This window comes from Halomonas sp. SCS19 (genome assembly GCF_040147015.1).
Taxonomy (GTDB): Bacteria; Pseudomonadota; Gammaproteobacteria; order Pseudomonadales; family Halomonadaceae; genus Halomonas; species Halomonas litopenaei.
In genome coordinates this window covers 3,302,369-3,318,696 of the sequence record NZ_JAMSHN010000001.1, presented here as the reverse complement: position 1 = coordinate 3,318,696, position 16,328 = coordinate 3,302,369, and the positions used below count along the sequence as shown (strand labels likewise).

The 16,328-nt window shown below is 54.6% G+C and carries 12 protein-coding genes and 1 pseudogene; 1 reads left to right on the top strand and 12 read right to left on the bottom strand.

The annotated features are described in order from the left end of the window. Positions 1-39 precede the first annotated feature (39 nt). Complete coding sequence (locus NFH97_RS14420; RefSeq protein ID WP_287165860.1) at positions 40-327, top strand: CopG family ribbon-helix-helix protein; 288 nt, start codon at positions 40-42, stop codon at positions 325-327. A 54-nt stretch (positions 328-381) separates the two neighbouring features. On the opposite strand, the pseudogene NFH97_RS14415 reads toward NFH97_RS14420, so the two are convergent. From NFH97_RS14415 to NFH97_RS14360, 12 genes and pseudogenes are all read right to left on the bottom strand, one after another. After that, positions 382-563 (bottom strand): annotated as a pseudogene (locus NFH97_RS14415) (transposase); the annotation flags it as partial. A gap of 249 nt (positions 564-812) precedes the next feature. Beyond that, a complete protein-coding gene (locus tag NFH97_RS14410) occupies positions 813-2,921 on the bottom strand; it encodes a DUF2357 domain-containing protein (protein ID WP_349625020.1) in 2,109 nt (702 codons plus the stop codon). Positions 2,922-2,930: 9 nt separating this feature from the next. Next, the gene (locus NFH97_RS14405) at positions 2,931-3,242 is read right to left on the bottom strand and encodes a hypothetical protein (protein ID WP_349625019.1); all 312 of its coding nucleotides are present in this window, start codon (positions 3,240-3,242) and stop codon (positions 2,931-2,933) included. A 6-nt stretch (positions 3,243-3,248) separates the two neighbouring features. After that, positions 3,249-5,765: an McrB family protein gene (locus NFH97_RS14400; RefSeq protein WP_349625018.1), complete on the bottom strand. Its 2,517-nt coding sequence runs from the start codon at positions 5,763-5,765 to the stop codon at positions 3,249-3,251. A gap of 36 nt (positions 5,766-5,801) precedes the next feature. After that, complete coding sequence (locus NFH97_RS14395; protein WP_349625017.1) at positions 5,802-6,455, bottom strand: hypothetical protein; 654 nt, start codon at positions 6,453-6,455, stop codon at positions 5,802-5,804. Between the two features lie 607 nt (positions 6,456-7,062). Continuing rightward, on the bottom strand, positions 7,063-8,997 hold the full coding sequence (locus tag NFH97_RS14390; protein ID WP_349625016.1) for a DUF3732 domain-containing protein: 1,935 nt from the start codon (positions 8,995-8,997) through the stop codon (positions 7,063-7,065). Next, positions 8,994-9,494 carry a three component ABC system middle component gene (locus tag NFH97_RS14385; protein ID WP_146612965.1) on the bottom strand — a complete coding sequence of 167 codons (501 nt, stop codon included), beginning with the start codon at positions 9,492-9,494 and terminating at the stop codon, positions 8,994-8,996. The genes NFH97_RS14390 and NFH97_RS14385 overlap by 4 nt, the downstream gene beginning before the upstream one ends. Next, complete coding sequence (locus NFH97_RS14380) at positions 9,491-10,693, bottom strand: ABC-three component system protein (protein ID WP_349625015.1); 1,203 nt, start codon at positions 10,691-10,693, stop codon at positions 9,491-9,493. Before NFH97_RS14380 ends, NFH97_RS14385 begins: the two co-directional genes overlap by 4 nt. Before the next feature lie 574 nt (positions 10,694-11,267). Beyond that, complete coding sequence (locus NFH97_RS14375; RefSeq protein ID WP_107181684.1) at positions 11,268-12,188, bottom strand: nucleotidyl transferase AbiEii/AbiGii toxin family protein; 921 nt, start codon at positions 12,186-12,188, stop codon at positions 11,268-11,270. Continuing rightward, positions 12,178-12,954, bottom strand: coding sequence for a type IV toxin-antitoxin system AbiEi family antitoxin domain-containing protein (locus NFH97_RS14370; protein WP_349625014.1), 777 nt, complete (start codon positions 12,952-12,954; stop codon positions 12,178-12,180). Before NFH97_RS14370 ends, NFH97_RS14375 begins: the two co-directional genes overlap by 11 nt. Before the next feature lie 219 nt (positions 12,955-13,173). After that, positions 13,174-13,530 (bottom strand): nucleotide pyrophosphohydrolase, encoded by a 357-nt coding sequence (locus NFH97_RS14365; protein WP_092523547.1) that lies wholly within the window; start codon positions 13,528-13,530, stop codon positions 13,174-13,176. A 107-nt stretch (positions 13,531-13,637) separates the two neighbouring features. Then, complete coding sequence (locus NFH97_RS14360) at positions 13,638-16,028, bottom strand: DNA/RNA helicase domain-containing protein (protein WP_349625013.1); 2,391 nt, start codon at positions 16,026-16,028, stop codon at positions 13,638-13,640. Positions 16,029-16,328: the final 300 nt, after the last annotated feature.

The following is a 16,328-nucleotide window of genomic DNA, read 5'->3' as shown; positions in this document are numbered from 1 at the left end:
TATCCCGTGGTCACCGTGTAACACATGAGGATGTGTGTCATGAGCGATGCTACCTTCACCTTTCGGGTCGATGAGGGCCTGAAAGCAGAATTTGCCAGTGCAGCCAAGGCCCACGATCGGACCGGGGCACAGCTCCTACGCGACTTCATGCGCAACTATGTAGCCCAGCAGCAGGAAGCGCAGGACTATGATGCCTGGCTGGTTGCCAAGGTCGAGCAATCACGGGCCTCGGCAGAAGCTGGCAATCTAATACCTGCCGCAGATGTGGAAGCCAGGTTTGCTGCCCGCCGTGCGTCTACCCGTGCACGTCTGGAGAAGACTAAATGATGGGTTCTTCGTCACTTCATGTGGATTTGACCTGATCCCGCATACGCTCCACAGGCTGCCGATCTGGTAGATCATGGTGATGAAATAGGCCCCGTTCCGGTATCCACGTGCACCTGACCTGGCAGCCTGAAACAGTCCGTTCATACCTTCCAGCCGGGCGTTGGTCGGCCTCGAGTCCCACGCCTCATCACTTGTTCAGCATGTCGCTTGAGTGTCGATAACGCCTTCGCCATCGGTTAGAGCAGTGGCAGATCACTGCCGGCCGCCGCCATTGCCCGAGAGGTGCTGGGCCACCGAGATCAGTAGCAGACGCATGCCTTCGGTAATGTAGGCGCGAGAGAAGAACTTCTCGGCATCTTAATACTCCTCGGCGGCCGTGCCGGTTGCCACCTGGGTGATATCCGCAGCGCATTCCGACTACTTGAGGGTGCCTCCCAGCACGTCCTTATGTGGCATGACGACATCTCGCCAGGCTTTCAGTGACATTATGACGACTCCACGTCTGCTTGAGCGATGAATTCAAGCTCACTCTCTGGCTGCCAAGTGACTGGGTCAGTGAAGCGTTGCCGCTGAATACGAACTGAGGGGAAGCGCGTCTTCAGCGTCTTCCATTCAATGAACTTTTCCCAGCTGCTGAGAAACTGCAATTCTGGCTCCAACTCCTGGAGCGCCACTTCCAGGCCCAGTCGGGTGATGAAGTAACGCCCTGTGCGATTACCCTTCATCTGGCCACCAGCATGCAAGTCGGCGTGCTGTATCGGTTCAAGACGATAGACGTAGTAAGGATGGTCAGGCCGGTTCGGAGCCCAAGTGGTGCCCGTCTGCTTGAGCTCCTTGCCTAGCAGTACCTCAATACCCACGACGTTGGCCCAGCCGATGATCTTTCTCTCTTGCTGGTCATAGAGCGCCACCGCCTTTACCTCATGCAGCGGATAGCGTGGTGAGTCCGGACGCTGGGTGTAGAAAATCTGGCAGTTACGATGGTAGTGCAGCCTGGCTTCCCGATCCCTGGCGGGAATCATGCCCACCATTACCAGGTCCTGACTAGACTGCCGGCGCTGCTGGTAGGTACGGTCGTCGTAGTGGTAAAGCGACTCGGTAATCACCTCGCCGGGTTGCTCAAAGAGGCTATCCAGATACTGCCGGAACAGTAGGTTCTCGCGCGCTCTACCCGGCTGTAGCGGTACCGCTCCGATATTGACCTTCTCGATGCTCTGGTAGAAGGGGTGGGCCACAAAATCCTGCTCATTTTCCGGATAGGGGAACAGGATTACCCCGCCGATACTCTTGTTGGCCATCTTGACGGATTTCTGCTGCTCCCCCTTGTCCTCCCACAAAATGGCATCACGATAACGATGCAGCTGAGCGATGGTATCCAGCGGTGGACCATAGGGCGTGTCCTCGGGGCCGGTGGGGTACCCCTTTGAGCCACGATCGAAGCGGTACTTGGCATCCATGATCACCTTGAACGACTTCTTGTCACGGCTGCTGCCGAACCCGCTCCGAGAGAACTCGATGAACTGATCCGGCTTCTGGTCAAAGGTGTAGGTGTAGTCCTTCCGCGGGAAGGTGCGGTTGAAGTAGATAGCGATATCATCGCCGGTACCACGCTGCACGAAGTTGACCGCAGATTCCGTGCCCTTGCGGAGGTTCACCTTAAATCGGTGGTGCTCCAGTTTGACGATGTCATTGCTGGCCAATTCGTACTTGGGATTTTCCCGCAGTAGCTTCACTGTCTTCAGGAAGCACCAGTACTCGTAGATGGTGGCGATGTCCTTATAGTCCATCTTGAACAGCGGGTGCTCGGCCATGGTAAGGCCCTTACGCAGCAGCAGGAAGCGGTGATAGAAGTCCTTGTACCCCGGCGCCATGGTCAGGGTGGTCGAGAAGAACATCTGGTGATTGAAGGCCCCTACTTCGGCCAGCACCGGACCTCTCAGGCGGCGCCGCAGGTGGGATTTGCTGCGCTCCAGCGCCTCCACTTCCACTTGGACCCGTTGACTGTCCAAGCCCCGACCGCCGCTCAGATGGCGGACGGCACGCTGAATCTGACGCAGGATATCGGTGATTGCCCAGGCGACGAAACGGTTCTCCTGGGTGTCGTAACTGATACGCTTATGCTGCTCGGTCAGGTGCGAAAGCTGAACCCCAGGAACCACCTGCAGCCCACCGCCGCGGCAGTAGCGGTCGGGGCGCTGGGTGGCGGCCTTGATCGCCCGAGGTGTCGCCCGCTTCACCCGGTGAATGGGCTTTACCCGTGACTCCTTGCGCAGATCCGACTTGGGCGAACGCAACAGCGTGTCCAGGCTCTGCTCTAAGCTGTGATAGAGCGCCTTGAACAGGTTCAGCCACTCCGAGGTGAGCTGGTGGTAGGTAGAGCGTGGACGGGTCGATGCAAAGGTCCTGGTGAACGCATCGAAAGCTAGCGAGTAGAGGATCTCGGTGATCTCATCTAGCATCGCCGGGAAGTCGTCCTTGTAATCCAGCTTCTGGGGAAACACCTCGCTATCTAGGGCAAACAGCACCTTGCCACCGGCGTCACGCACCTCGAAGCGCGTCAGTCCGACGCTATTCTCGAGGTTTATGGTGCCCATCAGGCGGACCTAGTCATGTAGCGACCTCGACCTGACCCGCTTCTGATGCACGCCATTGACGTAGAGCGACAGGGGAGGCTCGCAGTGGCAGCCCAGGCCTGGCTCGAACAGCCACTCCAGCTGCTGCCATTCGAAGAACAGCGGCGAGTTTAGCGAGCCTTCCAACTCCGACTCAAATTCGTTGAACGTCAGGCCGTGCGCCTTGAAGCGAGAGCGCTGCTCGCGGTGCCGCTGAGCCTCGATCGCCGGCGTCAGGGCCACCTCGCTTACGGCGAGTTGGCAGATGGTGCCATCGGGGTGGTCGAAACAGAGCGCCGTCATACCCACCTACAGCCAGAACGAGGTGAAGCCGTCGTCGTGGAAGCGCTGCAGCATGAACAGCAACTTCTTGACGCTTCTGGGGTAACGGGTCTGTTCTGGGCTTACCTCCTTCTCGACAACGCTGTATTCCGCTTCATCATCGAGCGGTTTGTTGGCCAGCAGGCCCAGCAGGCGTATCAGCACCTTGAGCACGCTCAGCGAACTGCCTTGAATGCGCGGCAGCACCTTCTGCATCAACTGGAAATCCAAGGCAGCGTCGGCACCGAAGCCATCTAGCCGTTCTAGGCCCTCTTCGCGGTGCAATGTCAGGTAAAAGGCGACCTCGTCGCGCACGCGGTAGCCAAAGTGGAGCCCGGCAGGCTCCAGGATGGCGTTAACCTTCATAAGAAACGCCATGGGCGTCTCGAGCGCCTGCTTTTGGCCGGCGGTCAGGTCAAAAGAGTTGAGGAATGGACTTCTCAGCGCATCGGCATGGATGTCGGAGACCGGCCCCACATTCAGAGGCGGGTTCACCCACGCCAAGTCGATATCGTTCATCTCGATGGCATTGGCCCGGTCCAGCACCTTACGGCTGAAGGCGTGTGTGGTCTCGTCCATGTTTACCGTGCCCACCACCATCAAGTTCTGGGGTAGGTAGATCGGGCGCCCACCGTTCACGTCGGCACGGCTGATCAGCGGCTCGGTGACGATGACGTCATCGTTGTCACGCCCGCGGGTCTCGATAAAGCTCAGGAACTCCGAAAAATAGTGCTCAACCCTGGCCAGGTTCATCTCATCCAGGATAACGAAGTAGAGCTCATCGGGGTGTTCGATGGCTCGGGCCATTACATCCAGCAGCGGCTTGGTCTCGAACTTGCCCTGGATGTTAGCGTAGCCGATCAAATCCGAGCTATCGGCCCAGTCCGGACGCACGGCGATTAACACGCAGTGGTCGGAATCTCCATAGCCGATGGCCTTGGCGAACTGGCGCACCAACTGGGTCTTGCCAGTACCCGAGATCCCCGCCAGCATCGCAAGCGGCTTTGTACGCAGACAAAGATAGAAGTTGGCCACCTCCGCCAGCGAGTAGTAAAAGCCCTGGCTGGCCATATAGGCCTTCACCCGGGGCAGCCACTCCCTGGCCGGTGTCTGGGTAACCGCGACTGGCAGACGGCGCTCCTCGGCTGCTTCAGAAGCGTCGTCTTCGTCGGAGATTTCCTCTTCGTCCTCGATCAGGTGGTCGAGGGCCGGCAGCCAGCGCTGTATTTCGTCGGGTAGCGCCAGAGTGTACCCATCGAGCAGGATCGCCAGCGCCTCCCAGGTAAATTCGAACAGGTAGCCCTGATTTCCTGTGCCATCGCGATTGTAGGGTCCACGCACGTTGGCTAGGGCTTTCTGCAGCTGCGCTTTCTTCTCACGGATGGTGCCTAGCGCAACTGGCTGCTCAAGCTGGACTAGTACCTCTAGCTCGACGCGGTGCCCATTTCCTCGCCACTCATTGTCAAACGCATCCGGCTGCGGGGCCACCATGGGCATGGAGGCCGCCCGAGTGATGGCTTGGACTCCACCTCCCGCATGATGAACGATGATGTCACCCAGCCGAACATCGCCGACGGCCTTCCAGTGACTAAACGACCGCCCGCTTTTCCCCTCCAATGGGGCCCAGATGTATGACAGGGCTTTCTGGTACGAGAACGTCTTCCCCTGCATGACATACCAAATCTTGGGCTCACGCTGCTGTTCGGGCTCGTCATCATCCACCAGGTGGCTGAGCAACGCCTGGTAGCAGGTCTGCAGCTGTAGGACGATCTCCTCCTCACGCGCAAACACCTCAAGCAGCAAATTAACTCGCTCCAAGTTGTTCCTGGCAGCATCGGCGCCGACTTGTTGTCCCGATATGTAGGAGTGTTCACCGCTACCAAAGGTCTTCCACTGCCAGCCCGACGGCGGGTGCTGGAGCGATCTGATCTCGATGCAGACGAACTCTGGATATTCGCCGCTGACTTCGAACGTCTCACCTTGATGAGTAAAGCGGCTGACATTGCTCTGCTCGTCAAACTCCGCGCGGATCATGGTGTCCTGAACGTAGCCAAACAGCACTCGGGCAGCGCTATTGTTGACCACAAACACCGGGGCGCCGCGATCAAGCTTGGCAAACTTATCGCGGTTCCAGTAGAACCGATTCTGGTTGGCTGAGAACAAGCGCTTAAAGTTCTCCTGCACAAGAGGTGGCTTCTTCACCTCGTAGACCATCACGGTCAAACCAGTATCACCAATCTCGTCGGGATTGCCGACCACCGAAAATTCGCGTTCCTTGAGTGCCTCGACAAAGGGCTCGAAGGGCGCTTGCTCGAGCGCCTCAGAGTCGACCTTGTGCTGTTTGGTTTGTGTCAGAGCCTCCGCCAACAGCTGCTTAGGATCGAAACGGCGCCCCAGATAGAGGCACGAGAAGCACTCACCAGGCGGTATGCGCTGGCCGTTCGCATCGATGGTGCGAATCACATCGCTGCGCGTAAGCTGCTGTATCGCCTGTTCAATACTCATTGCGTCCCTCAGTACTCAGTCGCCATAGTGTCCACCTCATCTAGCCAATTCAGCAACCGTCCGCGGCAGCTCAGCACCCGAGGAAAATCGGTCAACGATCTTTTGGTGCGAATCAACTGCCTCAAGCCGCCGTTTCAGCTTAAGCCGCAAATTACCCGGATCGACAGCGCGTGGGAATAGTTTTGACGGGTTGCGGGGCTGTCCCAGATCCAGGACCACCCCCAGCCGTAAGCTACTCACTGCCAGCCGCGCTCCCTGGTCAGGACCTCCAGGCGCTCGAAGAGCAAGCGCTTTGCGGTCGGGGTCTCCGGCCTCACTCTGCACGGCATATCCGAAGAGATCATTGTCGAGAAGTTTGCTGAGCTCATCTGTGATATAGGACCGAAGGTCGCTGTCGGCGGCTCTCATTTCATCAAGTAACTCAGGACGGCCATCCACGAGATTGAGGAGGTCCTCGATGTCGTGGCTCGATAATGGATCGTCCTCACCCCGCCCCTTGTAGGCTTCAAGCTTGGTGGCAACGAAAAGCGGTGGTGCGACCACGCGGATGGAAAGATCCCCACCTAACGAGACGGGCTGTGCCGTTTCCAGTGCCTGGGGGTACCAGTGATTGCTGAAACCGAGCACGTCGTCATGGTCCGGCATCAGATCGACGCGCAACTCCCCCAGCTTCATGGCGCAGATTGGCATATCCTCATCTAGAGAGGAGGGCTCATTGCCCCCCTTTGCCTTCAGCAATGCTGGGGACTATCTAGATGGAGACTGCGGGGGCAGTGGACGATCGCCCATTGCTTAACGCCCGTTCATTCAAGGAAGTAGTACTGGAACGATCTTCGTCGAGAGTCAAGCATCGAGAAGCCCCTGCGTACAAGAGCAATGTAAAACCCAGACAGGACAACCAACAGCAAGGAAGGAAGGAAGGAAGGAAGGAAGGAAGAGACGATGGTGGGCCCAGTAGGACTTGAACCTACGACCAAGGGATTATGAGTTCGCTTTTAAAACAATAAGTTACTGGCACATAAGGAAAAGCAACCGTAATCGAGCGAAAGGTACAGTTCTTTGTAATCAGTAGGTTAGCGAAAGTTGAGGATAACACAGGAAGCTGGTGTGTGTACCACGAGTGTACTGCTGGATGGACGAAACAATGAATAAAAAGTTAACAGCGTGATGTTGTATGAAGAATAAGACTGGGAGGGAGCACCCCTCCCAGCACTCCCAATCACTGATTGTGATATGATGGCATTCGCTTGGTAGTCAACAAATTTCGCCCCAGCGTTAGTTATATATTCATATCTTCCTATCGGTACCAATGAAGCGGGATTAGTGCCTCATCCCCTCGCCACTTATTATCAACTACAGCATCTTGAAACCACTTCGCATCAATATCGGCATGGTCTGTAATAATAACTTGGAGGCCGGGCGATAGTTCACCCACAGTCTTGAAGATCCACTCGAACATTTTTCTTACGGCCTCACGATCTTCATCTTTTTCTATTTCATCAAGACTACCAGTTACTGATTTTTCTGAAGGGAAATATACCTGTGTTGGCTGATCAAAAAAAATAAACCTCCCAACTGGCCTATTTTGCTCTATAAACCACTTAGCTAGAGCAAGATACGCAACCAAATGATAGCCAATCCAATTCTCGCCGCTTCCCATACGATTTAGAGGTGTTCGCCCCATAGGAGTTTCTGCAACCACAGTGAGCGCCGATGCATCCAACCTGATAGGATACTCACTATGCTCAAGCCCTAGTTCTCTCGCCCACCTTGTCATATCTTCACTTACACAGCTTAGCTGTGAGTCTAATCTTTCTTTAAGAAGGGCAGGGTCAAGCTTTTCTTCAAGGGAAGAAATTTCACCGGTGAGTGTTTCAAGATGAGATTTAAGAGACGGCAAATCCTCTTCACCGAAGTCCACACTTTCAACATACAAGGATATACGTCCAGCCACACGGGAACGCCTTTCTTCTAAGGTCGCCTTCTCTAAAGCATCTGCTTCTTGCTGCCGCATTGACTCAAGAGCCCCTCTATGCCTCTTTATCTCTTGAGCAAGCTGTGCATCCCTTTCCCGCAAACTACTGATATAGGTGACAAGCCTAGGGCGGTTACGATTCACACCCTCTAGCTTGTCACTGAGACTATTAATTGACTTATAAATAATAGATTCAACTGAATCTTCTTCACCAATCTCGCCATCTGATGCAACAAGACGTGACTTAGAATTTTTGTATAAACCAATGGACTTTAACCTAAGATATTGCTCTTGTATCGCCCCCTCAAAGCCACTCATAGTCGAAGAATAATGTTCAGCATCTTTAAGCTTTGCACGAACTACCTTTTTCTCCTCGGCTAACTTTTTATACTTTAACTCGACATCCAAATAACCACCATCTCCTATTTCTTGTTCTTCTATTACTTTTTGTCTTCCATAAGCAATATCTTTTAACGCGTCAATCAATTGGTCATCACCAGCCACTACATTAGTTGTAGCCAACCCAATGTTAGCTGCTTCTGCAAGGAGAGCATAACCTCTCTGCAAGCCATCTCCTCTTAGGCTCTCAACTTCCTTAATACGTTTAAGTAGCCTCGTACGTTCACGCTTTAAGCTCCTAAGGTTATCCAACTCTGCTAGTCTGTCATCCTCAGCTGCTCCCATAAAATAGGGAAGCGTATCTTTAATAGCCTGTGGGATATGTGGCTCAGCTTGACGATGAAAAAGTGTTCGTTTATTGGCTATCTCATCCTGACTCTGGAAGAGATAAAAACGAGAATGCTTAAAACCTATATAAATATTGTTACGAGTCTGATTTTCAGGAACTTCAGTGACATTCTCAGCTATTCCAACCTTGCTCGTCAAAAATTTCACTACGGCATCAACATTGGTTGAACTTTCAAGCTCACCAAAGCTTGGAATGCTCACTTCTTTCGCGACTAACAAGTGGCATGACGTGCTTGACTTTTGCCCTTCGAGAGGTGCTGAACGTGCAATAAATACTTGAGAATCTGGAAACTGTAGCTTTACAGCGTACCAAGACACTGTCTCAGTGATACGCCCTTTCGCAACATTACATTCACTGGACCCAAGACAATATTCGACTATGTCTATTAGTGAAGATTTACCCTTTTTAGAGGCACCTGTTATGATATTAACCTTGTGCGGATTTAGTATGACATCACGGCGCTCATGGTTTTTTCCGTAAAGCGATATGGCTTTTATTTGCATACTCATGGCTTAACACCGAACTGGGCATATATTGTTTCAGCTGATTGTGCGTGAGCAAACCACTTTCCTAGAAATCGAGAAGCTTTTAAAGCACTTTTCATGTCATGACTTTGGTTAAAAAGTCTGGGATTAACTGGTAAAGACTCCTCTCCCAAAAGGAAGCTTCCAGAGCTAGAAAGTCGTATCAAGTCATACGAAAGCAAAAATTCGAAAGCAGATCTAACTATAGGTATATAGGACTCAGCCTGCAGAGAAAAGGTAGCTAGAAGTCCTTCATTACTCGCAACCCAAGATGAAATTGGAGTTCTATAAGTACTTGGCAACATGCTATTAATAGAAACATTGAGAGACATAGGTATCAATATAAACGGAAGTGCGCAATGCATACCAGAACCATCAACTGAACAAAATTCCCTAACACCATGATATAAATTAAACCCAGTGAAAGCAGGATTAAACAATGAAAATTCTTCTTCAGAAAACAGCTCTTCATTGTGCATCATGCAACTCCCTCACTCTTGCCTGACCCACAATAACTTTGATAATCCGGGTGCCACCCTATTGCCAAGTCATCAGCCAAAGTATTGTAACTACCCCTGGCAACATAAGGCTCAGAAAATTCAGACCGAATAGGAATCACCGCCTCCAACTGACATTTTGAATACAGCTTTGCACCAAAATTCACCATTTGTTGTTCTTGAGAAAAATCATACTCCATCTCTAACAAACCATAATAGTTCTCCCACTCATCCTTCAGCCTATCTAGATATTTCTTTATCTCTCCGGGGCGTAAAAGATTATCTTTAGACCAGCGTGACCTTTGCTCATAAGCACGATAGAAGTTTATAACAGCAGTCGTCAAAACTCTGTTGCTAGCCCCAATCAAGCGCAACTGCTCTAAGAACCTCCTTGCATCTCCATCAAGATCTATATTAGTAGGAATAGCATCACTAAAGTCTGCCGGCAAATTGCTTGGCAAGAACTGATTTCTTAAATCGTCCATTACATCTAAAACTTCGCTCAAACAAATCACATCTTCATCACTTGAGCAAAATATATCGATAATACGCGAAAACCATTTTCCCTCAAGCCGCGTCAGAAACGGGTCGACATAGTCAGCAAAGACTGCTGACCTTAATTTTTTAAGCAGAAGATGCCTAATATCCACTATGTTTGGCGAAGAACCAATGATATAAATCGAACTGACTAGCTTGTTTTGCTGCCATGGCTCAAGAGAACAAAAAGCCTCATAAGCTTTTTTATTTGTTTCGCTTTTTGTTTCCTGAGAAATACTCCTCATTCTTTCTAGAGCCAAGCCTGGGTTGCGCTTATCTTTATCACAGCTCAAAAACTCTGCAATGGTAGATTCTGCAGCCACTTCTGTTGTTACAAGAGAAAACACTGCGCTCTCTAATTCATTTGAGCTCGCTACAAACTCAGACCATACTCTGACTGTCTTCCAGATATCTTGACTACGGTCTGTTATATTCCCCGCTTTCGTATGATGCTTCATCTGAAGCAGTTCAGATGACGTGCCCGACTCTTCAAACGCGACATCATCAAGCTTTTCTATGGAAATGAAACAGTTGTCCGGATCATCAACATCATCAATTTTTTTTAAAGCCAACAACAAAGCATATCTAGCTTGATAAAGATATCCGACAAAAGAAGATGTTGCATCGAAGCTCGTAAAATCACTCACCATTCACCCCTGTCAAGTTTTATGTGCCTGATAACAAGCCTTTACTCGACCTTAAATCAGCGACTCATTAACTTGGCTTTTCATTTCGTCCTTATCACTATGCAAAGGCTTAAGGATCAAAAGTGCAAATCCTCAGCCTCCAGCAGCGGCATGCTGAGCTTCTCGTGGTCGCTCACCTCGGCGCCCTAGAAGTCGTTGAGCCAGTCGATAGTCCCGGCCAAGCGCTGCTTCTCAGGGTCGTGAGGCTTGCCGGAGCCCACCTCGCTGACCGGGGTGAGGCCGTAGTAGCCCTCATCCCCTCTTGGCGCACACGATTCTCATTTCGCTTGGTGGGATGATAGTGAGTGAAATCAAACTCGCTGACCTCCTCCCCCGTATATTCGCAGCCGCCGACTATGCCGACCTCCCAGCCATAGGCCGTTATGGCCTCGATGATGTCCCGCTGGAACTGAGCTTCCCTGCTGTTCGCCATGTGTCATCCCCTGCGCGTGTCGTAATTATGCGTAACAGCCTAGCGTTTAAACGATATAAGGAGAAGTCGACTTAGGCCGTTAAACTGCCAGGGCATGCCGCATCATCGGCGAAGCCCGCCCAAGGCCTGCTCCAATAGCTCTAGTGACTGACGGTGCTTGTCAGCCCCCATCCTCTGGATATTGGCTAGCTTCCAGCGCACGGCAGGCAGCCGATCCACGCCCGCCAGCGGAAGCAGCGTCCAGTCAGGCGCCCCCTGCTTGAAGGACAGAAGAAAGCGAACATCCTCGTCCGTCATCAGCTGCCCCAGCCGCGATAGCAGCTCATCGCGGACGCTCTCCAGCTCCTGCAATGGAAGGTCAACCCTGGCCATCCCGACAAACTCCTGTCGGTAGACATCATCCAACGCTTTCAGCCGTGGGTTGATCACTTCGTTCAAGGGCCTCGGGTGCCCCAGCAGATAGACCAGGAAGCCTTCGAATACGCTTCGATCCAGGCTGCCCTGGTTCAGCAGCAGCTTCACATCGAAAAGATCCCGGGGGTGCTGGCGATCCAGCGCGGCGCAGATCTTGCCGCCATACAGGTCCGGCAGTGACACCACCTGCACCGCAGCAAAGCCGTACTCGTCCTCCACGGCTTCAACGACATCGCGCTCCTGGGGCGGGTGCAGAGTGCCACGCAGCACCGGCGACACCTCTACCTTCACCTGGCTACGCCCTCGGCGCACCAGGATCCTGAGCTCGTCTCGGCGATTATCCTGAAGCTCGGCCCGCACACCTGGCAGTCGGGCGCTGAAAGTTTCTGCCAGTCGCTGCAGCGCCTCGCGACAGCGTCGCAGTGCCTCGTCACGGGGCTCCAGTGGCAAGTAGGCCAGGTCGATGTCGACCGATAGGCGAGGTAATGGCTGCACGAAAAGGTTGATGGCCGTGCCTCCCTTGAGGGCGAAGCACGGCTCTTCATTGAGAAATGGCAGCAGCGAGACCAACAGACTGACCTGTTCGTGGTAGCGAACTTCAATCGGCATGCAGGAACGCCTCCGGCACCGTCACGTGATATTCCCTATCCAGCTTGCCGCCTTGGCAGAGCTGCCGCTTGCCTTTGCCGAGATTCAGTCGGCGTGGTTCCAGGCGAGCGTACCAGGCATGCCCGGCGTGGCGAGCCAGCACCAGGAAGGCCCGCTTGGTTCTCACCGAACGGCATCCCTCCAGCAATGCCTGCAGCCGGCGCGGACGCAGCGTATTGAGCCCGCCGAAGGTGTCCACCAGCTCACTGCTGAACAGCAGCTCATTCGGCGTCGTGGCGATCCACTCCAGGACCGCTCGTTCGGGGGTCGATACCTGCAAGCTGAAGGCCCTGCCATCCGGCGCGTAGTCCGTGAAGCTGCCGGGAAGCTGCACCGACAGGCCCTTTTCGGAGTGAAGCATCATCCGCCCTGCCCACTCGGCATCACTCAACCAACGGGGCAGCCGAACGGCTTCCTTGCGATACAGGTGCGTCGTGCGCTCCCCCATGTGCAGGTAGTGGGAAAAGCCATGCAGTGCGAGGGCAGTCTGGCCACCCGGCCAAAGCGGTGGTAAGCCCGTGTCGTCGCTCGCCTGCAAGGCGAAAACAGCGCTCTCCCAGGTAAGAGGCTCCCCCGCTTGGCAGTAGGCGCCGTGCCCCACGCGTTGCAGCCAGCCACTGCTGGCCAGCTTACGCGCCTGATCCGAGTTGACGCCGTGTGACGCCAGCCAGGCGGTCGTCACCACGGCGCCATACGGGATCTTGTGCAGCAGCTGGTTTATTTTCACGTAAAAAAGCGGCCTTAAATTCCGTCTTCAGGGTGAAGAATAAACCAAGCTGGTTTATCTTCAAGCACATAAACGCCATTAAAGGCCGCTTTTTGCGAAGAATTTAAACCTAAGCCGAGTCTCCGGCCCTGCTTGAGCCGAATTCAGCGGGAGGAAGCTTGAGGGATGAAGCCAGGCTGAGAAGGCCGCTGCAGGGGGACAAAGTGGCCACACATCACGTCAATCCTGATAGTGCGTGTATTTTTTCGCACTTCCCTTCACTTGGTCGGCGGGATATTTTTCCGCATTCTTCTCCATCTTCGCCCGGCATGCCGCTTCGATATCCACGTCCAGCTTGCCCGCCAGCCGGATAAGATAAAGCTGAACATCGGCAATCTCATCGCGCACGGCGGCCAATTGCTGCTCATCCAGCTCCCTGGACTGCACCTCGGTCAGCCACTGGAAACATTCCTGCAGCTCAGCTGCCTCCACCGTCAGCGCCATGGCCAGGTTCTTGGGTGAATGGAACTGATCCCAGTCACGCTCGGTGGCGAACTGGTCCATGGCGTCGCGGAGCTGCTTGAACGGGTCTGACATCTAGGGCTCACCTGGTTCTGCGGTATCGGATAGCGGTGAGCATGCCTGCTCTGCCGCTCGCTATCCAGCCAGCATCGGCATAGGCGACCATCCGGCCGCCCACTCGCTCACAGCACGGAGAGGAATTCCCCGATGACCTTCAGGTCCTCAAGCTCGTCCTCGAGCACGATGTCCTTGTAGCCGAAGGCATTGGTCTGGGGCTTCAGCACGATGCGCTGGTTCACGAACTCGCCGTACTCCTCGATCTTCTCGCTCTGGTACAGCTTGATCGTGAAGCTGCCGCCGTGGTCCGGGTCCTCGATGGCGCGATGCTGCACCACGACGACCTTGCCCTGCCGCGTGCCGCCTGGGTTGGCACGAAACAGACACCAAGCGCCATTGGGAATGCGGCGGTTCATCGACTCACCCACCACCCGGCTGACGAACAGATCGGGGCTTGCCCGCATGAAGTCCGGCAGCTCGACCCAGTGCTCGGCGTCGGCGATCTGCATCTCGCTGAATTCGCCGGCGGCGATGCTCAGGTCGTACACGGGCACATGGCGCTCGAACGGCGCGGCCTGACCACGCGTCACGATGGGAAGGTGCAAGCCATCCAGCGTCTCGGCTTCCTCGGGCGCATCCAGCCGCTCAGCCGCTGCTTGAGAGCGAGCAAAGGCCGCAAAGTACTCACGGGTCTCGGGGTCCGTGGCATAGACGTAACAGCCCTTCTGGCCCCGCGTCATCAGCGTGCGATAGGTGTTCTTGATGATCTGGTCGGCCAGGCCACGGGCATGCTCGGGCTGCTCCTTGAGCAGTTTCTTGTAGCCATGCACCGAGCGGTCCTGCCCTGCCCGCTTGGCCGCGTCCGTCACCACGCGACCGTCACGAATCACGAAGTCGTCGCCGATGATGACACCGACGTAGTCGAACTCGAGCCCTTGGCAGGTGTGGATACAGCCGACCTGCTCTGCTGAGCCCTCGGCGATCGCCCACAACATGCCGTCGTCATCGAGGTTCCACTGGGCCGCGAAGCCATGTTCGGGAAACACGATGTCCATGGCCTGCTTGTCCTTCTTACTGGCCCAGGGCCAGCAGTAGCCCGCCACAATGCGTGCCTTGTTGGCCTTGCGGTTCTTCTCGAGAATCGCCCGGCGCATGGCACTCGGATCATCGAACACCTGGAAGTCGTAGTCGATGTCCTCAAGGTCGGTGTTGGCCGTGGTGCGAATCTGAAGGGCGTGATCGAGCCAGGCCAGATAGCCATCCGAGCCGTTGCAGCGAAACTGCGACGCCAACTCAAGTTCGTGGACATCGGCTCCGTATTCGGCCGCACGCCGCCGGATCTCCTCGACCGTGCCGACATCCTTCAGCGTTACGCGCTGCGCTTCATCGATGAAGAAGATCGAGAAGCGTGACGCGGCGATCACCTCCTTGATCTGGCTCTCGCCCAGGTTCTGATACATGCCCGACTTCTCGTTCAGGCGGTGCGCCTCGTCGACGATCAGGGCATGGAAGGTATCCGGCTCGGCATTGACGTAGCTACCCGAGCCCTTGAACAGGTTGTCGATATGGGTCTTCTTGCGCGTACCGGTCAGCTTCTTCTTGAAGACCTCCCGAGGGGCCGAGTTGCGCGAGACGTACTGCGTCATCATCTCGCGCTTCGTCAGTTCCACCAGCAGGTTGATGGCCACCACCGACTTGCCGGTACCTGGCCCGCCCTTGACGATCAGGCACTGCTTGCTGCCAATGCCTGCAAGATGCGCAAGATCAAGCGCGGTTTCATAGACCAGCTTCTGGTCGTCGATCATCAGGAACTCGGCGTTACCCTGCATCATCGAGGCCAGGGCATCCGCCAGGTTCTTGCTCGGCTTGATCACACCGTGCTCGATGCGATACATGATGTTGTTGCTGTCGCCGTACTTTATGTGCTGGCTCAGAAACGCTGACAGTTTCAAGGCATCCTGCGAGATGAAGACCGGCGCACGGCGCGTGTGGTGCTCGTAGAAGGGATCATTGATGGCGTCCCCCTGCTTCATGTTGTGCAGATAGGCGCAGGGCACCAGGCGGATCGACTCGGAGCGTACCGTTTCGTTGTAGTCCTCGATCAGTGCGCCATAGGACCACGCCTGATACGACGGATGGTTAGTCTCGCGTACGCCGCCGCCCAACTGGGTGCGCACGATGGCGTCCTTCTTCGTCACCTCGACGGACTGCCACTGTTTCAGCTCCACGATGACCGCCGCATCGTCCCGCTGGTGGTTCTTGCCGGTCAAGATGAAGTCCACGCGGCGATTGGTCAGCGGGATGTTGTACTCGATGGCCACTCCCGCCGATGCGGGAATGCCCTCGTCGAGCAGAACGCTCATCATGAAGCGCAGGGAGTTCTCCCACGACGACACCTCACTGCGCGGCGAGTTGCGGTTCAGCCTGCGTGCCACCTCGTTCTCGATGGCGTCGGTGATGACGTTGGCTCGTACATCGTTGATGAACTGCTGCTTGGTGGCGTTGTAGACCAGCATACCCTAAAAATTCCTTTTATAAACAACTATTTATATAATTATAAATGTATATACATCGTATAATCATATGCACCCAACTGGCTGCTATAACATCACCTGAAGCTCATGTGCCAGCCACAGCGGGCTTGGGGAGCCATACTTACTTCAAACAGCTACGGCCCTGACGCGCACTTACTATTCATCGAGTTTGAAGCTCAGCAGGTTGCTGTCCAAGCCTTATTGCTGGGGAGAAAGGTCAGTCAATTGCCCCCGATCGCCGATAACATCTTCCGGTTAGCCAACACCGGAACAAGTACTCCA

What these genes read in the sequence shown, in the direction of transcription:
- NFH97_RS14360 (WP_349625013.1), bottom strand. Translation starts at nt 16,028, where the DNA reads ATGCTGGTCTACAACGCCACCAAGCAGCAGTTCATCAACGATGTACGA.
- NFH97_RS14395 (WP_349625017.1), bottom strand. Translation starts at nt 6,455, where the DNA reads ATGCCAATCTGCGCCATGAAGCTGGGGGAGTTGCGCGTCGATCTGATG.
- NFH97_RS14365 (WP_092523547.1), bottom strand. Translation starts at nt 13,530, where the DNA reads ATGTCAGACCCGTTCAAGCAGCTCCGCGACGCCATGGACCAGTTCGCC.
- NFH97_RS14410 (WP_349625020.1), bottom strand. Translation starts at nt 2,921, where the DNA reads ATGGGCACCATAAACCTCGAGAATAGCGTCGGACTGACGCGCTTCGAG.
- NFH97_RS14420 (WP_287165860.1), top strand. Translation starts at nt 40, where the DNA reads ATGAGCGATGCTACCTTCACCTTTCGGGTCGATGAGGGCCTGAAAGCA.
- NFH97_RS14385 (WP_146612965.1), bottom strand. Translation starts at nt 9,494, where the DNA reads ATGATGCACAATGAAGAGCTGTTTTCTGAAGAAGAATTTTCATTGTTT.
- NFH97_RS14390 (WP_349625016.1), bottom strand. Translation starts at nt 8,997, where the DNA reads ATGAGTATGCAAATAAAAGCCATATCGCTTTACGGAAAAAACCATGAG.
- NFH97_RS14400 (WP_349625018.1), bottom strand. Translation starts at nt 5,765, where the DNA reads ATGAGTATTGAACAGGCGATACAGCAGCTTACGCGCAGCGATGTGATT.
- NFH97_RS14375 (WP_107181684.1), bottom strand. Translation starts at nt 12,188, where the DNA reads ATGCCGATTGAAGTTCGCTACCACGAACAGGTCAGTCTGTTGGTCTCG.
- NFH97_RS14405 (WP_349625019.1), bottom strand. Translation starts at nt 3,242, where the DNA reads ATGACGGCGCTCTGTTTCGACCACCCCGATGGCACCATCTGCCAACTC.